At 71.6% G+C, this 26,456-nt stretch carries 21 protein-coding genes, 1 pseudogene and 1 riboswitch; of the genes and pseudogenes, 19 read left to right on the top strand and 3 right to left on the bottom strand.

Annotated elements, in window-relative coordinates; genetic code table 11:
• Positions 1-107: 107 nt before the first annotated feature.
• From ACWC1K_RS08735 to ACWC1K_RS08720, 4 genes are all read left to right on the top strand, one after another.
• Positions 108-1,010 (top strand): universal stress protein, encoded by a 903-nt coding sequence (locus tag ACWC1K_RS08735; protein ID WP_450829600.1) that lies wholly within the window; start codon positions 108-110, stop codon positions 1,008-1,010.
• A gap of 9 nt (positions 1,011-1,019) precedes the next feature.
• A complete protein-coding gene (gene ppdK, locus ACWC1K_RS08730; RefSeq protein WP_450829599.1) occupies positions 1,020-3,692 on the top strand; it encodes a pyruvate, phosphate dikinase in 2,673 nt (890 codons plus the stop codon).
• 160 nt (positions 3,693-3,852) lie between these two features.
• Positions 3,853-5,463 (top strand): MFS transporter, encoded by a 1,611-nt coding sequence (locus ACWC1K_RS08725; RefSeq protein ID WP_450829597.1) that lies wholly within the window; start codon positions 3,853-3,855, stop codon positions 5,461-5,463.
• Between the two features lie 372 nt (positions 5,464-5,835).
• Complete coding sequence (locus ACWC1K_RS08720) at positions 5,836-7,146, top strand: chloride channel protein (RefSeq protein WP_450829845.1); 1,311 nt, start codon at positions 5,836-5,838, stop codon at positions 7,144-7,146.
• A gap of 500 nt (positions 7,147-7,646) precedes the next feature.
• On the opposite strand, the gene ACWC1K_RS08715 is transcribed toward ACWC1K_RS08720, so the two are convergent.
• Entirely contained in the window at positions 7,647-8,018 is a 372-nt protein-coding gene (locus tag ACWC1K_RS08715) for a DUF6479 family protein (RefSeq protein ID WP_450829595.1), read from the bottom strand.
• Between the two features lie 105 nt (positions 8,019-8,123).
• Here ACWC1K_RS08715 and ACWC1K_RS08710 point away from each other — a divergent pair, with 105 nt between their 5' ends.
• The gene (locus ACWC1K_RS08710) at positions 8,124-8,495 is read left to right on the top strand and encodes a ferredoxin (RefSeq protein WP_450829593.1); all 372 of its coding nucleotides are present in this window, start codon (positions 8,124-8,126) and stop codon (positions 8,493-8,495) included.
• A gap of 3 nt (positions 8,496-8,498) precedes the next feature.
• Here the strand turns inward: ACWC1K_RS08710 and ACWC1K_RS08705 are convergent, their stop codons facing one another.
• On the bottom strand, positions 8,499-9,071 hold the full coding sequence (locus tag ACWC1K_RS08705; protein WP_450829592.1) for a histidine phosphatase family protein: 573 nt from the start codon (positions 9,069-9,071) through the stop codon (positions 8,499-8,501).
• Between the two features lie 100 nt (positions 9,072-9,171).
• A riboswitch (cobalamin riboswitch) is annotated at positions 9,172-9,354 on the top strand.
• Positions 9,355-9,357: 3 nt separating this feature from the next.
• On the opposite strand from ACWC1K_RS08705, the gene ACWC1K_RS08700 reads away from it, so the two are divergent.
• The 7 genes from ACWC1K_RS08700 to ACWC1K_RS08670 all read left to right on the top strand — a co-directional run bounded on the left by ACWC1K_RS08700 (position 9,358) and on the right by ACWC1K_RS08670 (position 17,701).
• Positions 9,358-9,579 (top strand): CbtB domain-containing protein, encoded by a 222-nt coding sequence (locus tag ACWC1K_RS08700; protein WP_115912179.1) that lies wholly within the window; start codon positions 9,358-9,360, stop codon positions 9,577-9,579.
• Positions 9,580-9,604: 25 nt separating this feature from the next.
• Positions 9,605-10,360, top strand: coding sequence for a CbtA family protein (locus tag ACWC1K_RS08695; protein ID WP_450829591.1), 756 nt, complete (start codon positions 9,605-9,607; stop codon positions 10,358-10,360).
• 139 nt (positions 10,361-10,499) lie between these two features.
• Complete coding sequence (locus ACWC1K_RS08690) at positions 10,500-11,678, top strand: acyl-CoA dehydrogenase family protein (RefSeq protein ID WP_450829589.1); 1,179 nt, start codon at positions 10,500-10,502, stop codon at positions 11,676-11,678.
• 69 nt (positions 11,679-11,747) lie between these two features.
• Positions 11,748-12,545 carry an oxygenase MpaB family protein gene (locus tag ACWC1K_RS08685; RefSeq protein WP_450829843.1) on the top strand — a complete coding sequence of 266 codons (798 nt, stop codon included), beginning with the start codon at positions 11,748-11,750 and terminating at the stop codon, positions 12,543-12,545.
• A 62-nt stretch (positions 12,546-12,607) separates the two neighbouring features.
• Complete coding sequence (locus ACWC1K_RS08680) at positions 12,608-14,830, top strand: tetratricopeptide repeat protein (RefSeq protein WP_450829588.1); 2,223 nt, start codon at positions 12,608-12,610, stop codon at positions 14,828-14,830.
• Between the two features lie 541 nt (positions 14,831-15,371).
• Positions 15,372-16,940, top strand: a complete 1,569-nt coding sequence (locus ACWC1K_RS08675; protein WP_450829586.1) for a phytoene desaturase family protein — start codon at positions 15,372-15,374, stop codon at positions 16,938-16,940.
• The gene (locus tag ACWC1K_RS08670; RefSeq protein WP_450829584.1) at positions 16,937-17,701 is read left to right on the top strand and encodes a class I SAM-dependent methyltransferase; all 765 of its coding nucleotides are present in this window, start codon (positions 16,937-16,939) and stop codon (positions 17,699-17,701) included. The genes ACWC1K_RS08675 and ACWC1K_RS08670 overlap by 4 nt, the downstream gene beginning before the upstream one ends.
• A 480-nt stretch (positions 17,702-18,181) precedes the next feature.
• Here ACWC1K_RS08670 and ACWC1K_RS08665 read toward each other — a convergent pair whose 3' ends face one another.
• The gene (locus ACWC1K_RS08665) at positions 18,182-18,757 is read right to left on the bottom strand and encodes a pyridoxamine 5'-phosphate oxidase family protein (protein ID WP_450829583.1); all 576 of its coding nucleotides are present in this window, start codon (positions 18,755-18,757) and stop codon (positions 18,182-18,184) included.
• A gap of 322 nt (positions 18,758-19,079) precedes the next feature.
• Here ACWC1K_RS08665 and ACWC1K_RS08660 point away from each other — a divergent pair, with 322 nt between their 5' ends.
• The 7 genes and pseudogenes from ACWC1K_RS08660 (at position 19,080) to pflA (ending at position 26,359) form a co-directional block, all read left to right on the top strand.
• Complete coding sequence (locus ACWC1K_RS08660) at positions 19,080-19,670, top strand: hypothetical protein (protein ID WP_450829582.1); 591 nt, start codon at positions 19,080-19,082, stop codon at positions 19,668-19,670.
• The gene (locus ACWC1K_RS08655; protein ID WP_450829580.1) at positions 19,667-20,335 is read left to right on the top strand and encodes a vitamin K epoxide reductase family protein; all 669 of its coding nucleotides are present in this window, start codon (positions 19,667-19,669) and stop codon (positions 20,333-20,335) included. Before ACWC1K_RS08660 ends, ACWC1K_RS08655 begins: the two co-directional genes overlap by 4 nt.
• Positions 20,317-20,613 (top strand): annotated as a pseudogene (locus tag ACWC1K_RS08650) (DNA-binding response regulator); the annotation flags it as partial. The gene ACWC1K_RS08655 and the pseudogene ACWC1K_RS08650, both read left to right, overlap by 19 nt.
• Before the next feature lie 381 nt (positions 20,614-20,994).
• On the top strand, positions 20,995-22,623 hold the full coding sequence (ctaD, locus tag ACWC1K_RS08645; RefSeq protein ID WP_450829841.1) for an aa3-type cytochrome oxidase subunit I: 1,629 nt from the start codon (positions 20,995-20,997) through the stop codon (positions 22,621-22,623).
• A gap of 3 nt (positions 22,624-22,626) precedes the next feature.
• A complete protein-coding gene (locus tag ACWC1K_RS08640) occupies positions 22,627-23,049 on the top strand; it encodes a hypothetical protein (protein ID WP_450829578.1) in 423 nt (140 codons plus the stop codon).
• A 269-nt stretch (positions 23,050-23,318) separates the two neighbouring features.
• Positions 23,319-25,574 carry a formate C-acetyltransferase gene (gene pflB, locus ACWC1K_RS08635; RefSeq protein ID WP_450829576.1) on the top strand — a complete coding sequence of 752 codons (2,256 nt, stop codon included), beginning with the start codon at positions 23,319-23,321 and terminating at the stop codon, positions 25,572-25,574.
• A 23-nt stretch (positions 25,575-25,597) separates the two neighbouring features.
• On the top strand, positions 25,598-26,359 hold the full coding sequence (gene pflA, locus ACWC1K_RS08630; RefSeq protein WP_450829840.1) for a pyruvate formate-lyase-activating protein: 762 nt from the start codon (positions 25,598-25,600) through the stop codon (positions 26,357-26,359).
• The last annotated feature ends 97 nt before the right edge of the window (positions 26,360-26,456 follow it).

Raw genomic sequence — 26,456 nt, 5'->3', positions numbered from 1 at the left:
GCAGGGGCCGAACGGACCCGCTTGGAGACCTGGCGGCCCATACCTGCCGGTAGGCCGCGGTACGAAGCTGGTGGTGAGGAGCAGACCGAGCGCAGGAGGTGCGCACCATGCTTCCGCCCGTCATCGCCGGAGTCGACGGATCCGCCGAGAGTCTCGCAGCCGCCGAGTGGGCCGCCCGCGAGGCGGTACGCCGCGACCGGCCGCTACGGCTTGTGCACGCCTGGAACTGGCACCCTCGTCAGGAGGACGGCGAGATCGCCACGGCCGCCCAGCGCCACCTCGCCCGGCGGTCCCTGCGCCAGGCGGAGGACCGCATCCGGCGCACCTGCCCCGCCGTAAAGCTGGACCAGGAGCAGGTCGAGGGTCCCGCGACCGCCGCCCTGCTGAAGGCGGCCGAGCAGGCCGACCTGCTGGTGGTGGGATCGCGCGGCCTCAGCGGCTTCACCAGGTTCCTGGTCGGTTCGGTCGCCCTCGGCGTGGTGGCAGGGGCGGCCCGGCCGGTCGTCCTCGTCCGGTCCGGTGAAGAGGCCGCCGACGAGCATCTGCTGGACGACGACGGCGCCGAGTCCACCCGCACCGGGTACCGGGACGTCGTGCTCGGCATCGACCTCGCCGACCCCTGCGACGAGGTCATCGAGTTCGCCTTCGAGGAGGCCCGGCTGCGGCGCTCGCGGCTGAAGGTCGTGCACGCCTGGCAGCAGCCCTCACCCGTCGGGCTCGGCGCCGGGGACATCGGCCTGGTGAACCGCCCGGACCGGGCCGAGGAGTGGCTCGGCTTCCTGACCGCCGTCCTGCAGGTGTGGCGCGAGAAGTACCCCGAGGTCCGGGTCGTCGAGACCGTGACCGAGGGCCGCGCGACCTCCGTGCTGGTGCGGGCCGCGTCCGGCGCGAGCCTGCTCGTCGTGGGCCGCCGCAGGACCGGGCGGCCCACCGTCCCCCGTACCGGCCCCGTCGCCCACGCCGCCATCCACCACGTCGGCTGCCCCGTGGCCGTCGTACCCCATGACTGAGAGGCTGCGATGACCAAGCCGACGAAGTACGTGTACGGGTTCGCCGAGGGCGGCCGCGACATGGCAGCCCTGCTCGGCGGCAAGGGCGCCGGACTCGCCGAGATGACCCGGATCGGCCTGCCCGTCCCGCCCGGGTTCACCGTCACCACCGAGGCCTGCAAGGTCTACCTGGCCACGGGCGAGGAACCGCCCGAACTCGGTGTCGAGGCGGCCCGGGCCCTGGCCGGCCTGGAGCGGGCCATGGGGCGGACCCTCGGCGCCCCCGACGACCCGCTGCTGGTGTCCGTGCGCTCGGGCGCCCGCTTCTCCATGCCCGGCATGATGGACACCATCCTCGACATCGGGCTCAACGACCAGTCCGTCAACGGGCTCGCCAAGGCCTCCGGGCAGGAGCGCTTCGCCTGGGACTCCTACCGCAGGCTCATCCAGATGTTCGGGCACACCGTGATGGGCGTGGACGGCGACCTGTTCGAACAGGCCATCGCGGCGCACAAGTCGGACGACCACGACCTCGACGTCGGTGAACTCATGGCGCTCACCGAGGAGTTCAAGGCCATCATCCGCAAGGCAACCGGCGAGGACTTCCCGCAGGACCCGGCCGACCAGCTCGCCCGCGCCGTCCGCGCGGTCTTCGACTCCTGGAACACCGAACGCGCCCACGTCTACCGGCACCGCGAGCACATCCCGGAGGATCTCGGCACCGCCGTCAACGTGCAGGCCATGGTCTTCGGCAACCTCGGCAACGACTCCGGCACCGGTGTCGCCTTCACCCGCGACCCCGCCACCGGAGAACGCGGCATGTACGGCGACTATCTGCCCGACGCACAGGGCGAGGACGTGGTCGCAGGCGTGCGCGACGCCTTGCCCCTGCGCGAGCTCAGGGCGCTCGACCCCCGCGCCTACGTCGAGCTCGGCGACCATCTGCGCACCCTTGAGAAGCACTACCGCGACCTGTGCGACGTCGAGTTCACCGTCGAACGCGGCAAGCTGTGGATCCTGCAGACCAGGGTGGGCAAGCGCACCGCCGAGGCCTCCTTCCGCATCGCCCACGACCTGCGCGAGGAAGGGACGATCAGCGCCGACGAGGCGCTGGCCCGTGTGAACGGCGCCCAGCTGACCCGCCTGATGTTTCCCCGCTTCGACGTGAAGACCGCCGACGTGCCCCTCGCCCACGGCGTGCCCGCCTCGCCGGGCGCCGCGGTGGGCGCCGTCGTCTTCGACTCCGCCGAGGCCGTACGGCGTGCCGCGGCCGGCGAGCAGGTGGTCCTCGTCCGCCGTGAGACGACCCCCGACGACCTGCCCGGGATGATCGCCGCACAGGCCGTCCTGACCAGCCGGGGCGGCAAGACCAGCCATGCCGCGGTCGTCGCGCGTGGCATGGGCAAGGTGTGCGTGTGCGGCGCGGAGGAGCTGGCCGTGGACCCGCTCGCACGGCAGTTCACCGCTCCCTCCGGAGCCGTGGTCCGCGAGGGCGACGTCGTCTCCGTCGACGGCACGGCGGGCACCGTGCACCTCGGCGCCCTGCCGCTCACCGCGTCCCCCGTCGGACGCGCGCTGGAGACCGGAACCGCCACGGACACGCTCACCGAGGCCGTGCTGGGCGCTCTCGCCCGCGCCGACTCGGGGCGCCGCCTGCAGGTGCGGGCCAACGCCGACACACCCGAGGACGCCGTCCGCGCCCGCGCGCTGGGTGCGCAGGGGATCGGTCTGTGCCGCACCGAGCACATGTTCCTCGGTGAGCGCAGGGAACTGGTCGAGGCGATGATCCTGGCCCGTGACGACCTCGCACGCGAACGGGCCCTGGACGCCCTGCTGCCGCTGCAACGGGCCGACTTCACTGCCATCCTCAAGGCGATGGACGGGCTGCCGGTGACGATCCGGCTGATCGATCCGCCGCTGCACGAGTTCCTGCCCGACCGCACCGAACTGGCCGTCCGCCTGGCCCGCACCGAGCACCCTGCCCCGCACGACCGGGAACTGCTCGCCGCCGTCGAGCGGATGCACGAGCAGAACCCGATGCTGGGCCTGCGCGGGGTCCGCCTGGGCCTGGCCGTACCGGGCCTGATGGCCATGCAGGTGCAGGCTGTCGCCGAGGCCGTGGTCGAGCGACTGCGCGACGGCGGTACCCCGCGCGCCGAGATCATGATCCCGCTGGTCGGCACGGTCGAGGAACTGAGGCTCGCCCGCTCCGAGGCGGAACTGGTGCTCGGCGAGGTGGAGAGCGAGACCGGTCTGACCCTCGACTGCCCGATCGGCACGATGATCGAGCTGCCGCGCGCCGCGCTCACCGCCGCACGCATCGCCGAGGCGGCCGACTTCTTCTCCTTCGGCACCAACGACCTGACCCAGACCACCTGGGGTCTGTCCCGCGACGACGCGGAGGCGTCGTTCTTCCCGCTGTACCTGGAGAAGGGCGTCTTCGCCGTTTCGCCGTTCGACTCGATCGACCAAGAAGGCGTCGGGCGGCTCGTGGAGCTGGCCGTGGAGGCGGGCCGCGCGGTCAACTCCCGCCTGGAGACAGGCGTGTGCGGCGAACACGGCGGCGACCCGGACTCCATCCACTTCTTCCACCGCGTGGGACTGGACTACGTCTCCTGCTCGCCGTTCCGGATCCCGGCGGCCCGGCTCGAGGCGGGCCGTGCGGCCCTGATGAACACCACCGGTATCAGCGACAGCCGGTGACGCATCCGCCGGGGCTCCCGTGGGTGGTGACTGGCGTCGCCGCGGAACTCATGACGCATGCCGACACCGCCCACCCGAGCTTCGGCCGACGCACCGCCAATCGGTCGACCTCCGTGGCGGGTCGACGGCCGATCGCCACGGCCGTTGAGACGATACGCGCATGGCACCACGGGAAACCGGCTCTGAGAGTTCGGCAGCCACGCGGCTCGTCCTGCTGACACTCGCGTCCGGCCAGTTCCTGATGGCCCTGGACAGCTCTGTCATGAACGTCTCGATCGCAACGGTGGCCGATGACGTGGGCACGACGGTGACCGGCGTCCAGGGCGCGATCACCGCCTACACCCTTGTGATGGCGATGTTCATGATCCCCGGCGGCAAGGTCGGTGCGCTGATCGGTCACAAACGCGCCTTCATGATCGGCTGTGCCGTCTACGGGTGCGGATCCCTGACCACGGCCCTGGCCCCGAACCTGCCGGTGCTCCTGATCGGCTGGTCGCTCCTGGAAGGCCTCGGGGCGGCGCTGATCCTGCCCGCGATCGTGGCGCTCGTCGCCGGCAACTTCGGTGTCGAACGCCGCCCCGCCGCCTACGGGTTGGTCACAGCCGCAGGAGCCGTTGCGATCGCCCTCGGTCCGCTTGTCGGAGGTGTCGCGACCACATATTTCTCCTGGCGCTGGGTGTTCGCCGGTGAAGTCGCGATCGTTCTCGCCATCCTGGCCCTCGGCCGCCGTATCGCCGACGCACCGGCCGAAAGCCGCTCCCGCATCGATCTCGTCGGCACGGCGCTGTCCGCAGCCGGGCTCGGGATCTTCGTCTACGGCGTACTCCGCTCGGACGAATGGGGCTGGTTCCAGCCGAAGCCCGACGCGCCCACCTGGCTCGGAATCTCACTGGTCGTCTGGCTGATGCTGGCGGGACTGCTCCTGATCTGGCTGTTCCTCCGCTGGGAGGCACGCCTCGTGGAGCGGCGCAGGGAACCACTCGTGGACCCGGCCCTCCTTCAGAACCGGCAACTCACCGGCGGCCTGACGATGTTCTTCTTCCAGTACCTCGTGCAGATGGGGGTTTTCTTCGTCGTACCCCTCTATCTGTCGGTCGCCCTCGGCCTGTCCGCGCTCAAGACCGGCGCCCGCATCCTGCCGCTCTCGCTGACGCTGCTGGCCGCCGCGATCCTCATCCCGCGTTTCCTCCCGGATGTCTCGCCGCGGCGGGTGGTGCGGCTCGGGGTCCTCTCGCTGTTCGCGGGAGCGGTGGTCCTGATGGCCGCGCTCGACGCCGACGCCGGTGCGGAAGTCGTCACCATTCCCCTTCTGCTGATCGGGCTCGGCATGGGCGCGCTGGCGTCCCAGCTCGGCTCGGTCACCGTGTCCGCGGTGCCGGACGAGCGGAGCGCGGAAGTGGGCGGCGTCCAGAACGCGGTCACCAACCTGGGCTCCTCGATCGGTACGGCACTGGCCGGATCGGTCCTGATCGCCGCGCTGACCAGTTCGTTCCTCGCCAACGTCGAGCAGAACCCCGAGATCCCCGACCAGGTCAAGAGCGAGGCGAGCGTCGAACTCGAAAGCGGCGTGCCCTTCCTGTCGGACGCTCAGCTCAAGGCCGCCCTCGACGAGGCAGGCACGAGCACGAAGGTGACCCAGGCGGCACTCGACGCGAACGCCGACGCACGGCTGGACGGCCTGCGCGCCGCACTCGCGATCCTCGCCCTCACCTCGCTCCTCGCGATGTTCTTCACCCACCGGATCCCGGCGACTCAGCCCCGCTCGACGTAGCCCCCAGCGGGCGGACGTTCACCGAGTCCGTCACCCCTGGAGTGTCTTCAGTCGACGCAGGCCAAGTGACTACGCGGTCATGGGCCGCAGACGGCGCGTGCGACGTGCAGCGGACGCCGCTGCACGGGGCCTGACGGACAGATGGCCCCGACGCGTCGCCATCACAACTCGACCTCGGTCGCATCGAGCCGATTCTGGTCCCCATTAGCGTGGCGACGGGCAATGGACAACCGGCTGGATAAAATTGGCCCGTTATGGGTTGAATCACCTGTCGTGTCCTGACCTCGGGAGGACCCCATTACCGGGACGAGATCGGGAGCGGCCGTGTCCGCGCAGGCGAATCAGCCCCCTGAGGCCGACCAGCTGCAGAAGATGCTGCGCCGCCCCGAATACCGCAAGGCGCTGGTGTTCTGCGGGCTGATCGGTGTTCCGGTGGCACTGCTCGCCTTCTGGTTCCTCGTCGCGCTCCACCAGCTGGAGCAGCTGATCTGGACCGACTGGCCCAAGGACCTGGGCTGGAAGCAGGCTCCCTGGTGGTGGGCGCTGCCCCTGATGGCGGTGGCCGGGTTGGTCGTAGGTCTGGTGGTCGCCCGGCTTCCCGGGCGGGGCGGGCACATCCCGGCGGGCGGTCTGCATGCCGGCGGGGTCACCAAGGAAGCGCTGCCCGGTGTCCTCGTCGCCGCTCTGGTCGGTCTGCCGCTCGGGGTCGTACTGGGTCCCGAGGCGCCGCTGATCGCCCTGGGCGGCGGTCTGGCGCTGCTCTTCGCGAGCCTGGTCCGGGCGCCGCAGACCGAGGCGAGCACGGCGTTGCTCGGCGCGGCCGGGGCCGCGGCGGCCATCTCGGCGCTCTTCGGGAACCCCGTGGTGGGAGCCGTACTCCTGATGGAGGTGGCCGGGATGGGTGGGCCGCAGCTGTTCGCGGTGATGCTGCCGGCCCTGCTGGCCAGCGGAGTCGGGGATTTGATCTTCACCGGGTTCGTGCACTGGACCGGCCTGGAGACCGGGAGCCTGGACATCGGGCTGCCGAAGCCGCCGCCGCTCGACTGGGCAGACGTCCTGTGGGTCCTGCTGATCGCGCCGGCCCTCGCCTTCCTCATCCACTGGGTGTTCGTGGGCGGCAGGTTCGTGGCCGGCTTCGTGACGACCCGGACGGTACGGAACACCATTCTGTGCGCGCTGGGGGCGGCGGCCTCCATCAGCCTCTACGCGGTCGCCACCGGCCGTTCGCCGGCCGACGCCGCCATGTCGGGGGAGAACGCCCTGGCCGGCCTGGCGCAGCACCCGCACGCCTGGTCGGTGGGTGCCCTTGTCGCGGTGCTGGTGTTCAAGGCCCTCGCGTACACCTTCTGCCTGGGCAGCCTGCGCGGTGGCCCCGTCTTCCCCGCCCTGTTCCTGGGCGGGGCGGCCGGTGTCCTGCTGGCCCCACTGCCCGGTCTGGGGCTGGTGCCGGCGATGGCGGTCGGGATGGCGGCGTCGGTGACCGCCGCTCTGCGGGTGCCCGTGAGCAGCGTGGTCCTGGTCGTGCTCCTGCTGGGCAACGTGGACACGGTGGCGCTGGTGGTGCTGGCCGCCGTGGTGTCCTTCGTCGTGGTTCAGCTGCTTCCGCAGGGGCCGAGCATCCCCGCTTTCGGTGAGCCGGCGGCCGGTCGAGCGCCTCGTCCAGGCGCGTCCGAGCCCTCATGAGCGGGACTGGGTGAAGGTCTGCGGGACATCGCCCGGAGCCGGCCGGCTCGCGAGGGCATCGACGTATAGACGTATACGAGCGTGCAGAGGCTGAACGCGCCGTCCGAGCCGCGCAGCCTGTCAGCAGAAGCCGGCGGATCGCAGCGGTGAGCGAGGGCCGCCACCTTCCTGGACCACCGGCTCGTCTCCGCCAGCCCGGCCGCTGCGCTCCGGAGCGCCGTGCTTCGACCACCCCAGGGCCGAGCGCAAACTCGACGTCGACGTCATGTCCCGCGCACCCTCGGGCCGACGCGAAACACCGTGCGCCCCTCGGGAGCTGGCCGCGACTCGATGACCGGTATGGGGTCGATGACCTCGGGCGGGCGAGGGTTTCCCGCTGCTGGGGGCTCTCGAGCCCGCCGGTCGGCAGGTGGTCGTAGTCGGGCAGCGGCAGGGTGCCGCGGGCGGGGTCGGTCTTGACTCTCACGTCCTCCCGGCGTCGCCCGCGGACGTGCCCGGCGTCAGCGGCTCCCCGGCCCGCCGCTCCCGAACGACCCGCTGCTGCCCTCGCTCCAGCGCTTGGGCCGCTGCGACCCGCTCGTCCTGCTCGGCGTATTGCCGTGACCAGGCAGCTCGTGCGGGGTCAGCCGGTGGTCGCTGCGGGGTATCTCGGCGGGCTCACGGTTCTCCCGTACCTCGCGGACCGGGCCGTCGTCCGGCAGCCGCGGCTGATCCTCCGGGCGCGGCGGAGCGGGTTCGCGGCGACGGATGCGGGCGCCCAGCAAGAAGGCACCGATCAGCAGGGCCACGACCGCCACCCCCACGACGACCAGGCCGATTCCGAGTGCGCCGCGACCTGCGGCGATGTTCATGTCCATCCATGAGGTGCTCATGGGCTCGCGGGTACCCATGGGACCCGGTGCGAACCGACCCGGCCGAAGTCGGCCGGACCGCGGTTCCCGGTGTTTGAGGCGATCGACGACGGCAACCCGCCAGGTGTGACTTCGACGACCCAGCAGGAGCTCTTCCGGTTCCTGGAGGACCGCTTCGCCTGCGCGCAGGCCTGCACCGAGTGCGCACGCGCGTGTGCTCTGCGCGCAAGCCTCGTGGATCCGGACGGCACGGAGGAGCAGGAACTCGTACGACGCAAGGGCATCATGTGCGCGGAGGTGTGCGACGCGACCTGCCGTGTGCTGTCCGAGCAGAACCACCTGGACGAGGCCGCCATCCGCATCCAGGTGGAGTGGTGCCGCACCGTGTGCCTGGAGGGTGCGCACGCCTTCGACCGGCTGCCGGGCGCCGAGGACGGCGCCAAGGCCTGCCGGCAGTGCGCCGAGGCGTGCACGGAATTCCTCGTCACCCTGAACTGACGCTCACGGCGCGCCGACCGGCTGCCCGAGCCGCACGTTCCAGCGCCCGGACCTGCCGCTGAGCTCGATCGCCGTCAGCGGCGGGACATCCGCCCGCCAGAACGCCGACTCCGGCGCCCCGAGCGCCCGCACCACCGCGGCCCGTACGGCCTCGGGTTCGACCACGGCGAGCGTCCGGCCCGGTGTCCGCGCGACCGCCTCCAGCCAGCCCGCCACCCGGTCGCACAGCGCCGTCACCGACTCCCCACCGTGCGGCGCGGCCGCGGGGTCCGACAGCCAGCGGGCCAGCGCCTCCGGCTCGCGCTGGCTCACCTCCGCCAGCGTCGCACCGCGCCAGCGGCCCGCGTCCAGAGCCGCCAACTCCGGCGCGTCCACGGCGTCGAGACCGAGAGCCTGCGCCGTCTCGCGGCAGCGCACGGTGGGGGAGACCCGGACCCGTTCCGCCGCCGGGAGCGTGCCGGCGGCCGCCCGTGCCTGCCGCAGCCCCGAGGCGTCGAGCGGGCAGCCGTCGTCGAAGCGCGCCTCCCTGAGCGCCGCGGTGAGCGCAGGTGAGACCAAGATCACTCGGCTTGTCATACGTCCGTCCCCGCCCTCGACATTCCCTCAAATCCCTTGATCCGACGGCTGAAACGGCTCACCAGGGGCGCTCGCCGCCGATCCGTGCGCTCTTGGCCGCAACTCTGCTTCGCGGTACCTTCTCGTGGATATTGACGACGGCACAGCGGAAGCCGGTGGAAGTCCGGCACGGTCGCGCCACTGTAAGTCCGGTACGCACCCTGGGTGCGCACCGGGTGAGTCAGACCCGCCCCGTCGTCGCGTGCACCACCGAGACGGGACGCGAGTTCCCCCAGGAGGGCCTGCCATGGCGCAGTCTGTCGCTCAGCCGACCACCACCCCCACCGCCGTACCCGCAAAGCTGCCGATCGGCGCGATCGTCCCCTGGGCGGTCTTCTTCGGCATCCTGATGCTGGTACTGCTCTACTTCGTCGGCGCCGAGCAGGGCGCCACCTCCGTGATGAACGGATCTGACGTGCACGAGTGGGTGCACGACGCCCGTCACCTGCTCGGCTTCCCCTGCCACTGAGGGCGGCGAGAAAGCACAGCCGCTCATGAACTCGGCAACCGTCCGCAACCTCCTGGTGCGCGGCATGCTCGCGGGACTCGCCGCGGGCCTGCTCGCCCTGGTCGTCGCCTACTTCCTCGGTGAACCGCGCGTCGACGCGGCCATCGCCTACGAGGAGGCTCACTCGCACGAGCACGGCATGGAAGTCGTCAGCCGCACGATGCAGTCCACCGCGGGCCTGTCCACCGGTGTCCTGGTCTACGGCGTCGCGTTCGGCGGCATCGCCGCTCTCGCGTACTGCTTCGCGCTCGGCCGCATCGGCCGCTTCGGGCCGCGCGCGAGCGCGCTGCTCCTCGCGGCCGCCGGTCTGATCGCCGTGTACGTCGTGCCGTTCCTGAAGTACCCGGCCAACCCGCCGTCCGTCGGCGACCCGGGCACCATCGGCAAGCGCACCACGCTGTACTTCCTGATGATGGTGCTCAGCGTGCTGCTGGCCGTCGCCACCGTCATCCTGGGCAAGCGCCTCGCGCCGCGCCTGGGCAACTGGAACGCGACGCTCGCCGCGGGCGCGTTCTTCCTCCTCGCCGTCGGGCTCGCGTATGCGTTCCTGCCGGCCGTCAACGAGGTCCCGAAGGACTTCTCCGCCACCCTGCTCTGGCAGTTCCGACTGGCCGCCCTGGCCGTCCAGCTGACCCTGTGGACCTCCTTCGGGCTGGTCTTCGGGGTGCTGGCGGAGCGGGTGCTCGCCCCGAAACCGGCGCGGGTGGACGGCGCCACCCGGGCAACTCCCGTCGCCCCCTGACCGGTTCCGCCGGCTCACTCGGCAAAGGGCCCCCGGTCGACGACCGGGGGCCCTTTCCCTGTCCCTCGCCATTCCCAATTTCTGGAACACGTTCTACGGTGTGCGCCGTCAGGACCGGCCTGGGAAGCCTGGAGGCGCCGTGCACCTCGAATACACGCCCGAGCAGCAGCGGCTGCGCACCGAACTGCGCGCGTACTTCGCCGAGTTGGTGCCGGACAACGCCTACGCACGGCACGGCGACCCGGCCGCCCAGAAACGCTTCTACCGCGAGACCATCCGGCGCCTGGGCACGGACGGCTGGCTCGGCGTGGGCTGGCCGAAGGAGTACGGCGGGCGCGGTCTGACCGCGATGGAGCAGTTCATCTTCTTCGACGAGGCCGCCCAGGCCGGCGTACCACTGCCGCTGATGGCGCTGAACACCGTCGGGCCGACGATCATGCAGTTCGGCACGGAGGAGCAGAAGGCGTACTTCCTGCCCAAGATCCTCGCCGGCGAGATCGACTTCGCGATCGGCTACAGCGAGCCCGACGCGGGGACGGATCTCGCGTCCCTGAAGACGCGCGCGGTGTTCGACGGCGACGGGTACGTCGTCAACGGGCAGAAGATCTGGACCACCAACGGCGACACCGCGGACTGGGTGTGGCTCGCGACCCGCACCGACCCCGAGGCACCGCCTCACAAGGGCATCACCATGCTCCTCGTCCCCACCACCGACCCCGGCTACTCCTGCACCGTCATCAACACCCTTGCCTCGCACGACACCACGGCCAGCTACTACGAGAACATCCGCGTCCCCGTCTCCCGCCGCGTCGGCGCCGAGAACCAGGGCTGGCGGCTGATCACCAACCAGCTCAATCACGAGCGCGTCACCCTCGCCGCCCACGGCACCATGGCCATCCGCGCCCTGCAGGACGTGCAGCGCTGGGCCATGGAGACCAAGCTGGCCGACGGCCGCCGCGTCGTCGACCTGCCCTGGGTGCGCCGCCGGCTCGCCCAGACCCACACCAGGCTGGATGCGATGAAGCTGCTCAACTGGCGGATGGTGCACGCCGTCCAGAACGGCACCCTCACCCCCCAGGACGCCTCCGCGGTCAAGGTCTACGGCTCCGAGGCGCGCCGGGACGCCTACGCCTGGCTGATGGAGATCGTCGGCGCTGCGGGCGCGCTGAAGGAGGGCTCCGCCGGTGCCGTCCTCCACGGCGAACTGGAGCGCGGCTACCGCTCCGCCGTGATCTTCACCTTCGGCGGCGGGAACAACGAGATCCAGCGGGAGATCATCTCGTGGATCGGTCTGGGGATGCCCAGGGTGCGGCGCTAGCCTGCAAGGGTGAGGGACATCCACGCAGGTGACCCCGGGCTCTTCGGGCCGTCCTCGGTGACCTGGCAGATGCACGGCGACCCGATGATGTGGGTCGCCGGAGTCCGCGCGCTCTACCTTCAGGCGCTGCATCCCCGGGCCGTGCGTGGCGTCATGCAGAACTCCGACTTCCGGCGCGATGCCTGGGGCCGGCTGATGCGCACCGCCAACTTCGTCGGCACCATCACCTACGGCACCACCGAGGCCGCCGAGCGGGCCGGCGCCCGCGTCCGGAAGATCCACACCATGCTGTCGGCGACCGACCCGGACACGGGGGAGCGGTACGGCGTCGACGAACCCGAGCTGCTGCTGTGGGTGCACTGCGCCGAGATCGACTCCTATCTGCAGGTCGCGCGCCGCTCCGGCTTCCCGCTCACCGACGCGCAGGCCGACCGCTACATCGGTGAACAGCGTGCCGGTGCCCGCCTGGTCGGGCTCGACCCCGACGCCGTACCGGCCGACCAGGAGGAGTTGGCCGCCTACTTCGAGAAGGTGCGGCCCGAGCTCGCCGTCGGACCCGAGGCGCGCGAAGTGGACGACTTCCTGCTCCGCCCGCCGACGCACCCGCTCCTCGTCCCCGCGCGCGAGGTGCTGTGGCGGCGCGTGGCCCGACTGGCGTACGCCGCCCTGCCGCCGTACGCCCATGAGCTGTACGGCCGACCCGCCCCGAAACCCGACACCGTCACCCTGCAACTGCGCGCCACAGGCAACGTGCTTCGCTGCATTCCCGCACGTCTGCGCTGGCAACTCCCGCCCAAACACATCCTGCGCGCCATGTCACGGCTCGGCCCCGGCTCCCGCCCGGCACCGTACAAACTCGGACGATAGCTCGCCATACTGGACGAGCCAGGGGTGGCCGGGACGGAAAGTTACGGGGGCGATCGCAGCAGATGGGGGACAGCAGGCTGATCCAGGGCCGGTACCGGCTGCTCGACCTGATCGGGCGGGGCGGTATGGGCGAGGTGTGGCGATCGCGCGACGAGTCGCTCGGCCGGCATGTCGCCGTCAAGTGCCTCAAGCCCCTCGGTCCGCACCACGACCAGTCCTTCACCCGCGTCCTCAGGGAGCGCTTTCGCCGCGAGGCCCGCGTGGCCGCCGCCCTCCAGCACCGCGGGATCACCGTCGTGCACGACTTCGGCGAGTCCGACGGCATCCTCTACCTGGTGATGGAACTCCTGGAGGGCCGCAACCTCTCCCAGCTCCTTGAGGACAACAAGCACCACCCGCTGCCGGTCGGCGACGTCGTCGAGATCGCCGAGCAGGTCGCCTCCGCCCTCGCGTACACCCACCAGCAGGGCATCGTGCACCGCGATCTGAAGCCCGCCAACATCATGCGGCTGGCCGACGGCACCGTGAAGATCTGCGACTTCGGCATCGCTCGTCTAGGCCACGACATCGGCTTCACCTCGCGCCTCACCGGCACCGGCATCGCCATGGGCACCCCGCACTACATGTCGCCGGAGCAGATCGGCGGCTCGGAGGTCGACCAGCGCAGCGACCTGTACTCGCTGGGCTGCGTCCTGTACGAGATCGCCACCGGGGCCCCGCCGTTCGACCTCGACGACGCCTGGGCGATCCTCGTCGGCCACCGTGACACCCCGCCCCGCCCGCCGCGCAGCCACCGAGCCGAACTCCCCGAGTACCTCGAGAAGATCATCCTGGACCTGCTGGCCAAGCTCCCCGAGCAACGCCCGCACGACGCCCGGGAGTTGGGCCGCCGTCTCACTGCGGGCCGGACGACACCGGCGTACGTACCGACCGTCGTGACCCCGCAGCCGGCACTGCGACCGCCGGAGCAGGTGCCCTCCCGCGAGCCCCGTCTGCCCTCCTGGACGCGCGGCATGACCACCGGTCACAAGGCCACCGGCGCTGGTCTCGGCACCACACCGCCGGACGCCGGAGCGGGCCTCACGGGCGAATGGATTCCCCGGCCCGCCGGCGGCCCGAGCGAGGACCCCGCCCCCTCCGCGGAGACCCTCGCCGCCTTGGCTGGACGGCACAACGCCGGGCTCAGCCTGGGCCGGCTCGGCCGCTGGCAGGAGGCCGGCGAGGTGCACCGCGCGGTCGCCGCCGAACGCGCCCATCTGCTCGGTCCCGAGCACCCCGACACCCTCGCCAGCCGCTACGAGGTCGCCTTCACCCTCAGCCGCACCGGCCGCGCCGCAGACGCCCTGCAGGAGTACAAGTTCGTGGCCGCCGCGCGAACCCGGGCCCTCGGCGCCGACCACCCCGACACGCTCGCCGCCCGCCAGGAAATGGCGTACGTGCTGGGCCAGTTGGGCCGCCACTTCGACGCCCACCAGGTGTACACCTCCGTGCTCGCCGCCCGGGAGCGCGGGATGGGCCCCGACCACCCCGACACCCTGCGCTGCCGCCACAACCTCGCCTTCAACCTCAGCAGACTCGGCCGCCTGGAGGACTCGTACCGCATGGCCTGCGACGTGGCCGCCGCCCGTGCCCGCGTGCTGGGCCCCGAGCACCCCGACACCCTCGTCACCCGCTACGAGGTCGCCTACGCCCTGGGCCAGCTGGGCCGCTGGCCGGAGGCCCTGCAGACCTACCGCGAGGTCGCCGAGGCCCGCGCCCGGGCCCTCGGCCCCGACCACGCCGACACCCTCGCCGCCCGCTACGAGGTCGGCATCAGCCTCGGCCGCCTCGGCCGCAGCACCGAGGCCCTCACCCTCTACCGCGACCTGATCGAGGACCGTACCCGCGTCCAGGGCCCCACCCACCCCGAAACCCTGCGCGCCCGCCACGGCCTCGGCGTCAACCTCGGCCGTCTGGGCCGCTGGGAGGAGGCCCTCGCCGAGTCCCGCGACGTCTGCGCGATCCGCGAGCGGGTGCTGGGCCCCGAGCACCCCGACACCCTGGTCAGCCGCCGCGAGGTCGCCGTCGGCCTCGGCTGGCTGGGCCGCTGGTCCGACGCCCTGACCGAATACCGCCGCGTGGCCGCCGCCCGCGAACGCGTCCTCGGCCCCGACCACCCCGACACCCTCGCCAGCCGCAACGACGAGGCCCACTGCCTAGAACAACTCGGCCGCGGCGCGGAGGCCGTGGAGCTGTACCGCCGGGTGGCGGTACTGCGCCAGCAGCGCGCGTCGGGCGGGCGATGAGGCGCGTCGGGATCTTCGGGGGCGGTTGTCGTTGGGCGACTGGGCTGCGGTGGGCCTCGGCCGGCCGGGTCGGTGGGAGGACCGAGCACTGCGGCGTGGGTGCCGCCCGCGACCATGTCCGGGGTCCCGGCCGCCCCGCATGCTCGCCAGGCACGGCGGGAGAGCTTGGCTGCGGCGCCGAGGCTGTGGAGCTGTACCGCCGGGTGGTGGTGCTGCGCCGGCAGTGCGCATCGGGCGGGCGCTGAAGCGCTTCGGGGACTCCGGGGCCGGTTGTGGTTGGGCGCCTGGCAGCCGTGGGCCTCGGCCGGCCGGGTCGCTGGGCTGTGCACCGTGGTGTGGCTGCCGCCCGCGACCATGTCCGGGGCCACGGCCGCCCCCGCATGCTCGCCGGGCTACGGCGGGACAGCCCGCCCGTGCTGCCCAGGCCGTCGAGCTGTACCGCCGGGTGGTGGTGCTGCGCCGGCAGTGCGCGTCCGGCGGGTGCTGACCCCGTCGCCGTACACCCCTGGCCGTTGACGATCATCGCGTGTTACCAAGAACCATGGCTGCACACGAGGGACACCGGACATACGACGCCGTGATCGTCGGCGGGGGCCACAACGGCCTCGTCGCCGCCGCCTATCTGGCCCGGGCCGGCCGGTCCGTACTGGTCCTGGAGCGGCTGGACCACACGGGAGGTGCCGCGGTCTCGACGCGCCCCTTCGCCGGCGTCGACGCACGGCTGTCGCGCTACTCCTACCTGGTCAGCCTGCTGCCGAAGAAGATCGTGCGCGATCTCGGTCTCGAATTCCGCGTCCGCGCCCGCACCATCTCCTCGTACACCCCCGTGGAACGGGACGGCCGCCCCACCGGGCTCCTGGTCGGCGGCGGCGAGAAGCGCACCCGGGAGGCCTTCGCGCGGCTCACCGGCTCCGACCGCGAGTACGAGGCCTGGCAGCGCTTCTACGGCATGACCGGCCGAGTCGCCGAGCGGGTCTTCCCGACCCTCACCGAACCGCTGCCCACCCGCGACGAGCTGCGCCGCCGCATCGACGACGAGGAGGCCTGGCGCACGCTGTTCGAGGCGCCCATCGGCGCCGCGGTCGAGGACCGCTTCACCGACGACCTCGTGCGGGGCGTCGTCCTCACCGATGCCCTCATCGGCACCTTCGCCGACGCCCATGACTCCTCCTTGGCCCAGAACCGCTGCTTCCTCTACCACGTCATCGGCGGCGGCACCGGCGCCTGGGACGTCCCCGTGGGCGGCATGGGCGCCCTGACCGACGCCCTGGCCGCCGCGGCCCGGGACGCGGGCGCCGTCATCGCCACCGGACACGAGGCCGTCCGCATCGACACCGACGGCCGTACCGCCGAGATCACCTACCGCACGGCGGACGGGGAAGGCGTCGCAGCCGCCCGGCACGTCCTCGTGGGCGCCTCCCCGCAGGCCCTCGCCGAACTCACCGGTGACACGCCCCCGGCCCCCGCCGAGGGCGCCCAGCTCAAGGTGAACATGCTCCTCAAGCGGCTGCCGAGGCTGCGCGACAGCTCCGTCGACCCGCGCGAGGCGTTCTCCGGCACCTTCCACATCGCCGAGGGCTACCAGCAACTCGCCGCCGCCCATGCCCAGGCCGCCTCCGGACAGCTCCCCGCCGCGCCGCCCTCGGAGATCTACTGCCACTCCCTCACCGACCCGACGATCCTCGGCCCCGACCTCGTCGACCAGGGCTACCAGACCCTCACGCTCTTCGGCCTGCATACACCCGCCCGGCTCTTCGCGGGCGACAACGACTCCGTGCGCGAAGAACTCCTGAAGTCCACCCTCTCGCAACTCGACGCCCATCTCGCCGAGCCCCTCGCCGACTGCCTGGCGACCGACGCCGACGGCCGCCCCTGCATCGAGGCGAAGACCCCGCTGGACCTGGAGCGCGACCTGCGCCTGCCCGGCGGCAACATCTTCCACCGCGAACTCGCCTGGCCCTACGCCCAGGACGGCACGGGCCGCTGGGGCGTGGAGACTGGGCACGCGAACGTGCTGCTGTGCGGGGCGGGCGCGGTGCGGGGTGGGGGAGTGAGCGGGGTGCCGGGGCACAACGCGGCCATGGCGGTGCTGGAAGCGACCGGCGAGTGAACGGCTCGGCGCGGGACTTCTACGACTCACTCGCCCCCGACTACCACCGCGTCTTCCCGGACTGGGACGCGAGCATCGCCCGCCAGGCCACGGCCCTGGACACCCTCGTCCGCCGCGAACTCGGCACCGGGCCGCGCAGGTTGCTCGACTGCGCCTGCGGGATCGGCACCCAGGCGATCGGGCTGGCGCGCGCCGGTCACCGGGTCGTCGGCAGCGACCTGAGCCCCGTCGCCGCCGCGCGGGCCGCGGTCGAGGCCGCGGCCCGCGGCATCGCCCTGCCCGCCCTGGCGGCGGACATGCGCCAACTCCCCTTCGCCCCGGGCGCCTTCGACGTGGTCGTATGCGCCGACAACTCGCTCGCCCACCTGCTGTCGGCGCCGGATGTGGCGGCCGCCCTGCGCGAGATGCGACGGGTGCTGACGGACGACGGTCTGCTCCTGCTCACACTCCGGGACTACGACGACCTCCGCCGCACCCGCCCCGCCTCCACACCGCCCCAGGTCTCGCACGGCACGGACGGCCGGTCGATCACCTTCCAGCTGTGGCACTGGCACGACGACGGCGAACGCTACGACCAGGAGTACTTCCAGCTCGTGCCCGAAGGAGAAGGCTGGGGGGTGCGGGTCCGCCGCGCCACCTCCTGGGCGATCAGGCGGGAAGAGGTGACCGATGCCGCCACCGCAGCCGGCTTCACCGACCTCGCGTGGCGCATGCCGGACATCAGCGGTTTCTATCAACCTGTCCTGGCTGCGCGGGCGTAGGCCCCCTGAGACTTCATCCCCGGTCGGGCCCAAGACCCCCGTACTCACGCCAGGGACGGCCGAGTGCGGTCGTTTCCTGGGAGCTCTGACGGCGCTCTCAGCGGCTCAGCGCAGGTCGCCCCGTGGGGGCTGCGGTCGAGGCCGCCGCCCGCGGCGTCGCCCAGGCCGGATGGGGCGGCCGATCGGGACGGTCGGCACACGAACCGTGGCCCGTACGAGCATGGAGCACCGGCCGCCGACTCTGCGCGGCGGCTCACAAGGGCCTTCCCGGGCCGGAGGAAGGCCGAACGGCTCTTTCATGGCACAGGCACAGGGGAGTTGGCTGTCGCCCGGACCCACAGTCCGTCGGCCCGGGCTTCCTCGCGGTTCGCGCAGGCCTGCGGCGGGGCCCGGACCGGGCGGAGCCGTCTTCTCCTCCGCCCGGGGCCGTCGAAACCGGAGCAGGGGCGTGCCGATGGTCGTGCCCGGATGCAGAGACGCTCAAGGGCCTCTCGCGTCCCCAGGGCGGGGCAGCGTCGCATCGGCGAGTCTCATGCCCGTGATGAGGCCGGGACGGATCCGTACGACGCGGTCCATGGGGTGATCGAGCCAAGGCCGGACCAGGGCCCGGCAGCGGGCCAGCTCCGCCGGGTCCGTGACCAGGTGGCCGTAGCCGGTGACGACGACGCTCCAGCCGAGACGGGCGACGACGTCGATGTCGTCGGCCTCGTAGGCGACCACCATCCCGTGCGGCCGGCTCTGCTGGGCGGGCGCGAGGAGCGCGGCGTCCTCATGGGTGCGGATGACGATGTCCCCGCGGTCGATCACATGGTTGACGGGGCGGGCGGTGGGCAGCGCCTGCCTGGTGAAGACGAGCTGTCCGAGGGGCATTGTGCCGAGCAGCCGGAGGGCCTCCTCGGGGGAGAGGTCAACGAGGCGGCGCGGACCGGCAGCGACGGTCGCGATGGCCCCGTACGTCCTGACGAGGCGGCGGGCTCCTTCACGGCTTCTTCCCGGTGTGCGGTCCGGCCCTGCCGCCGATCGTGGTTCCCCAGTGCGGGCCGATCGTTGCGGCATGGGCATGATCCTTCGGCTGCTGCGGTTCCGGCAGGCGAGCGCCGCGTCGAGGCGCAGCCCGGGACCGCCGACAGGTCTGACGACCTCCATGGAAAGGACCTTGAACACCCTGCGCCAGGGCCGTTGGACCCTAGTCATCGGCCGGGCCTGCTGACTTGACTGGTCCCGCGGTCCCGCCCGTGGCGCTTGGATCCCGCCTTCGGACTCGGTCCGGCGGTCCCGTCCGCAGGCGGTGGCACAGCCCCGGCACGCCTTCGGGCAGGCGGGGCCGCGCGAGCGGGAACGAGCACGAAGAGCACCGTACGGCCGGAAGGGGCGCAGGATGATCGCGGCGGTGGGGTACGCGGAGCTGACCCCTGACATGCTGACGGTGGTCGAGGCCGACCTGCGTGCGGTGCTGGAGCGCCTGCCCGAAGGCGTGCCGGGGCTGGTACGCGCGGGAGCGGGGGTGCCGGTGGCCTTCGCCCGCGCCGTGCGGGCATCGGGGCGGGAGCTGATCGTGGTCGCCCCGACGCAGGGGATGGTGCCGGCGCTGCTGCCGCGGCGTGACCGGATGGCCCTCGGTGAGCTGCTGACCCTCGCCCAGCAGGTGCGCCTGCTGGAGTTCGACCCCGGCGACCGGGACGCCTGCATCGGAGCCGACGAACGCATGATCCTGGGATGCCGTCAGGTGCTGGCCGTATGGGACGGATCACCCTCCGACGGCCGCGACGCCACCGCGCACCTGGTGGCCTACGCCCGCGCCCGCGGCATTCCGCTGACCGCGGTGCCGCCGCCCGATGCCGGCCCGGGGGGCAGACCCGGCCCTGCGCGTCCGGGCCGCGACCGCCGACCGCACAGCGGCAGGGACCGTCCGACCACCGCGAGCGCCCGGCCCATCCACACGACCGACGAGGCGGCAACACCCCGATGACAGGGACGATCACGACCACGACCGCGCACCACCGCACCGAAAACCCGGAAGGCGGACGGCCGGCACAGAACACACCCGACGGCTCGACAGGGGCCTCGCGAGCCTTCGCCTGGCTGCTGATCGTGTCGGGAGCGCTGGGAGTACTCGCTTCCTACGTCATCACCGTCGACAAGTTCCAGCTCCTGCAGGACCCCTCCTTCTCGCCGTCGTGCAACCTGAGCCCGGTGCTGTCGTGCTCGAACGTGATGCGCAGCGGCCAGGCGTCCGTGTTCGGCTTCCCCAACCCGCTGCTGGGGCTGGCCACTTACCCGGTGGTTGCCTTCGTCGGCTTCGCGGTGCTGGCCGGGGCGCGCCTGCGCCGCTGGTTCTGGCTCGGACTGAATCTCGGCACGCTGTTCGGGGCGGGGTTCTGCATGTGGCTGATGACGCAGGCGCTGTACGAGATCGGCGCGCTGTGCCTGTGGTGCTGCCTGGCCTGGGCGGCCACCATCGCCATGTTCTGGTACACCACCGTGCACAACCTCCGCCACGGCGTCATCCGCGCTCCCCGCGTGCTGGTGGCCGGGGTGCGGGAGTTCCACTGGGCGGTGCCGGTCACCTGGTACCTGAGCATCGTCATGCTGATCGGCACGCGCTTCTGGGACTACTGGCAGACGCTGCTGTGAGCCGTCGGCCGTGCGAGGAACGCCGGTCGAGGGCCGCACCGGTGCGGGTGTCCGTGCTGGACGACCACGAGGTCGTACGCCGGGGCATCCGCGACCTGATCGAGGCCGAGCCGGACCTGGCCGAGGCGGGGGAGGCGGCGACCGACCGGGAGGCTCTCGCCCGGGTGCCCGCGGTACGGCCGGACGTCGCGGTCCTCGACGTGCGGCCGGCCGAGGGCGGCAGCGGCGATCACGCCGGGGCGGAGGTGTGCCGGGAGCTGCGGGCCGGGGTGCCCGGCCGGCCTGTCTGCCTCGCTGGGCGCCTCACCCGGGCGTGGTGATTCGGACATTTCCGACGCTCCTGATCGGTCGTCGCGCCGCAGCCCACGACACCGGAAGGGGCTCTTCTCCGTTGTGCGGGCGCAACGGGACGAAGAGGGGCCGTTGGCCCCTACGTCCCGCTGGCACAGGGGCCGTTGGGCCCTATCGGGACCCCGCACCCCACGGACGATCATGTGGCGGCGGCCGGGAAGTGCCGCGCTCTCCCCCGTGGGTGCGGCCCTTCCCGGTTCGTCGACGACATGAGCAGACCGGGAGGACATCGTCCGGTGGACGAGGCACAGATCGAACAGGTGACGAACGCTCCGAAGGCGCGGATACGCTCCGCGGGCCCGGAGGAGGTGGTCCCGGCCGCCGGGCCGGCAGCCCGGCCGGCGTGGACGGAGTGGTTGACGACCACCGATCACAAGAAGATCGGGACGATGTACCTGGTCACCGCGTTCGCGTTCTTCATCGTGGGCGGCGTGATGGCGCTGCTGATGCGCGCCGAACTGGCCCGTCCGGGCCTGCAGATCATGTCGGCCGAGCAGTTCAACCAGGCGTTCACGATGCACGGCTCGATCATGCTGCTGATGTTCGCCATGCCGCTGTTCACCGGCTTCGCCAACTGGATCATGCCGCTGCAGATCGGCGCCCCCGACGTGGCCTTCCCGCGGCTGAACATGCTGGCCTACTGGCTGTTCCTGTTCGGCTCGTCGATCGCCGCGTTCGGCTTCCTCACCCCGGGCGGTGCCGCCGACTTCGGCTGGTTCCTGTACGCGCCGCTGTCCGACGCCGTGCACTCACCGGGCCTCGGCGCCGACCTGTGGATCATGGGCGTGGCGCTGTCCGGCTTCGGCTCCATCCTCGGCGCGGTCAACTTCATCACCACCATCATCTGCATGCGCGCACCCGGCATGACCATGTTCCGGATGCCGATCTTCACCTGGAACGTGCTGCTGACCGGCGTCCTCGTCCTGATCATCTTCCCGGTGCTGGCGGCCGCGCTGTTCGCGCTGGAATGCGACCGGAAGTTCGGCAGCCACGTCTTCGACGCGGCCAGCGGCGGCGCCCTGCTGTGGCAGCACCTGTTCTGGTTCTTCGGCCATCCCGAGGTGTACGTCCTCGCCCTGCCGTTCTTCGGCATCGTGTCCGAGGTGATCCCGGTGTTCAGCCGCAAGCCGATGTTCGGCTACATGGGTCTGATCGGTGCGACGATCGCCATCGCGGGCCTGTCCGTGACCGTGTGGGCGCACCACATGTACGTCACCGGCGGCGTGCTCCTGCCGTTCTTCTCCTTCATGACCTTCCTGATCGCGGTCCCGACCGGAGTGAAGTTCTTCAACTGGATCGGCACCATGTGGAAGGGCTCCCTGTCCTTCGAGACGCCGATGCTGTGGGCCACCGGCTTCCTGATCACCTTCGTCTTCGGCGGTCTGACGGGCGTGATCCTGGCTTCGCCGCCGATGGACTTCCATCTGTCCGACTCGTACTTCGTGGTCGCGCACTTCCACTACACGGTCTTCGGCACCGTCGTGTACGCGATGTTCGCAGGATTCCACTTCTGGTGGCCGAAGATGACGGGCAAGATGCTCGACGAGCGCCTCGGCAAGATCACGTTCTGGACGCTCACGGTCGGCTTCCACACCACCTTCCTGGTCCAGCACTGGCTCGGCGTGGCGGGCATGCCCCGCCGCTACGCCGACTACCTGGCCGCCGACGGCTTCACCGCCCTCAACACCCTGTCCACCATCGGCTCGTTCCTGCTCGGCCTGTCGCTCCTGCCGTTCTTCTACAACGTCTGGAAGACGGCCAAGTACGCAGAGCCGGTCGGCGTCGACGACGCGTGGGGTTACGGCCGCTCGCTGGAGTGGGCGACGTCCTGCCCGCCGCCGCGGCACAACTTCCTTTCCCTGCCGCGGATCCGCTCCGAGTCCCCGGCGTTCGACCTGCACCACCCGGAGATCGCGGCACTCGACGAGGCGGGCTGAGCCGTGGCTCATGGCGTCCTGGCCCTGGGGGCCGGGCTGGTGACGGCCGCGGGCTGCGTCTGGTACCTGCCGGCCCTCGCCGAGCTGCGCGCCGGAGCCGACCGACCGGACTGCCGCCGCACCGCGGCCGCGGCCTGTCTCACCGGCTGGACGACGCTCGCGGCCATCGCCGTACTGCTCCTCGCCGACGTGGCGTGGCAGGCGGTCTGCGCCATCGCGGTGTCGGGTGCGGCCGGCGCGGCTGCTCTGCGGATCCGTGCTGCCGCACAACACCGCCACGAGGTACGGGAGATCGCCCGGCACTGGGCGGCACTGGACCTGGGCCTGCCCCAGCACGGCCGAAGCCGGGACTTGTCCCGGTACGTCTTCGCCGCCCTCCTCGCCTGTGGTCTGGTCGCCGCCGTGGTCACGTGGCCGTCGCCCTGACCGTCGGGCCGAAAGACCGGCGCTGCCACCACCGCGCGTGGGCCGAGTTCAACGCCCGCCAGGGCCATCGGCACGCATGAGCCGGGCGACTGCCTGACGCGGATCCACATCCTGGACCCCGTCACCGGCGCCCCGTCGCGGCGGGTGGGTCGAAGGTCCCGGCAGGCCGGTGCCGGACGGGACCGTCCGGTGCCCTGTACGGCACTGCTCGCGATCAGCCCGGACGACGAACATCGATGGCGAGATACAGGTACAGGAGAGGATCTGTGATGACCGCGACCGTGACAGGCGGCCCCCGGACCGACGCATGGCGGGAGTTCGCCGGGACGGGGTGGCGTGAGCGCATCGACGTGCGTGACTTCATCCAGGCCAACTACACGCCCTACGAGGGTGACGCGGCCTTTCTGGCCGGCCCCACCGAGCGCACCCGGACCGTCTGGGAGAAGGTCAGCGCACTGCTCCCCGAGGAGCGGACGCGCGGCATCCTCGACGTGGACACCGCGACTCCGTCGACGATCACCTCGCACGCCCCCGGCTACATCGACCGCGAACGGGAACTCGTCGTCGGCCTGCAGACCGACGCCCCGCTCAAGCGCGCCATCATGCCGGGCGGCGGTCTGCGGATGGTGGAGAACGGGCTCAAGGCGTACGGCTACGAGCCCGACCCGTTCGTGACGAAGGTCTTCGGCACCTACCGCAAGACGCACAACGACGGCGTGTTCGACGCCTACACCCCGGAGATGCGCGCCGCCCGCAGGGCCGGCATCATCACCGGCCTGCCCGACGCCTACGGCCGCGGCCGGATCATCGGCGACTACCGGCGCGTCGCCCTGTACGGCACCGACCGCCTCACCGAGGCCAAGCGCGCCGAACGCGCCCGGCTCGACACCCGGCCCTCCTCCTCGGACGTCATCCGCGACCGCGAGGAACTCGCCGAGCAGATCAAGGCGTTGGGTGAGCTCACCCGCATGGCGGCGGCCTACGGCTGCGACGTCTCCCGGCCCGCCGCCACCGCGCACGAGGCCGTGCAGTGGCTGTACCTCGGCTTCCTCGCGGCCGTGAAGGAACAGAACGGCGCCGCCATGTCGCTGGGCCGCACCTCCACCTTCCTGGACGTCTACCTCCAGCGCGACCTGGCGGCAGGCGTCATCGACGAGACCCGTGCCCAGGAGCTGATCGACGACTTCGTCATCAAGCTGCGGCTCGTACGGTTCCTGCGCACGCCCGAGTACGACACCCTCTTCTCCGGCGACCCGACCTGGGTGACGGAGTCGATCGGCGGCATCGGCACGGACGGCCGCCCGCTGGTGACCCGCACCTCCTTCCGCTTCCTGCAGACGCTGTACAACCTCGGCCCCGCCCCCGAACCGAACATGACCGTGCTGTGGTCCCCCCGACTGCCCGCGGGATTCAAGGAGTTCTGCGCCCAGGCGTCCATCGACACCAGCGCCGTCCAGTACGAGTCGGACGACCTCATCCGCCCGCGCACCGGCGACGACACCGCGATCGCCTGCTGCGTCTCGGCGATGGCGGTGGGCAAGCAGATGCAGTTCTTCGGCGCCCGCGTCAATCTCGCCAAGGCCCTGCTCTACGCCGTCAACGGCGGCCGCGACGAGATGACCGGCGACCTGATCACCCCCGAGATGCCCCCGCTGACCGGCGAGTACCTGGACTACGACAAGCTGTCGGCGGCGTACGACCGGGTCCTGGACTGGCTGGCACAGACCTACGTCAACGCGCTCAACGTCATCCACTACATGCACGACAAGTACGCCTACGAACGCATCGAGATGGCCCTGCACGACCACCCCGTGCACCGCTTCATGGCGTGCGGCATCGCCGGCCTCTCGGTGGCGGCCGACAGCCTCTCGGCCGTCAAGTACGCGCGCGTGAAAGTCATCCGGGACGCGACCGGACTGGCCGTCGACTTCGAGACCGAGGGCGAGTTCCCCGCGTACGGCAACAACGACGACCGCGCCGACGCCCTCGCCGTCGCCCTGGTGGAGTCGTTCATGGCGAAGGTGCGCAAGCACCCCACCTACCGGGACGCCGAGCACACCCAGTCGGTGCTGACGATCACCTCCAACGTCGTCTACGGCAAGCACACCGGCAACACACCCGACGGGCGCCGCGCCGGACAGCCCTTCGCGCCGGGCGCCAACCCCATGAACGGCCGCGACCGGCACGGCGTCGCCGCCTCCGCGCTGTCGGTGGCGAAACTGCCGTACGAGCAGGCCCGCGACGGCATCTCGCTGACCACCACCATCACACCGGAGGGCCTCGGTCACGTCCCCGAGGAGCGCGCGGGCCACCTCGTCGGCATCCTCGACGCCTACATGGCATCCGGCGGATTCCACATGAACGTCAACGTCCTGAACCGGGCGGTCCTCGAGGACGCCATGGAACACCCGGAGAAGTACCCGGAGTTGACGATCCGGGTCTCCGGCTACGCCGTCAACTTCGTCCGCCTGACCCGCGAGCAACAGCTCGACGTGATCAGCCGCACCTTCCACGGATCGCTGTGAGCACCGCGACCGACCGGACGACCGTGCCGGGACTCGACCCCGAAACCGGACTCGCCCGGACAACGGGCCGGATCCACTCCTGGGACCTGTCCACCGGCGTGGACGGTCCCGGAACCCGGTTCGTGCTCTTCGTCAGCGGCTGCCCGCTGCGCTGTCTGTACTGCGCCAATCCCGACACCTGGCACATGCGCGACGGACGGGAGGCCACGGTCGACGAGGTGATGGCGGAGATCGACAAGTACCGGGCGTTCATCACCACGGCCGGGGGAGGGGTGACCATCACCGGTGGTGAGGCGCTGCTCCAGCCCGCCTTCACGGCCGCTGTGCTGCGCCGCTGCAAGGAGGCCGGACTGCACACCGCCCTGGACACCTCCGGCTTCCTGGGCGCCCGCGCCGGCGACGCACTCCTCGCCGACACCGACCTGGTCCTGCTGGACATCAAGTCCTTCGACGTCCTCACCTACCGCGAGCTGACCGGAGGCGAACTCACCCCCACCCTGGAGTTCGCCCGGCGCCTGGACCGGCTCGGCAACCGGATGTGGATCCGGTACGTACTGGTGCCCGGCTGGACCGACTCTCCGGACGCCGTGTACGGCCTCGCCCGCTTCCTCTCCGGCCTCGGCAACGTCGACCGTGTCGACGTCCTGCCCTTCCACAAACTCGGCGCCGCGAAGTACGACGCCCTCGGCATCCCCTTCCGCCTGCGCCATACGCCCACCCCGGGCCCTGACCTGGTCGGGCGGGTCCGCGACCAGTTCCGCGAGCTCGGCCTGGACGCGTACTGACCGCTCGGGCCCCGCCCTCGACAACGGCGCCAGAACCGGCCCTGGCCACCAACAGCCTTCAGAAACAGGGCTGTTGGGGGCCAGGGCCGGTGTCATG

It is taken from the genome of Streptomyces sp. NPDC001492 (genome assembly GCF_053597275.1).
The sequence above is the reverse complement of the archived record's forward strand: the minus strand, read 5'-3'. Positions and strand labels throughout refer to the sequence as shown.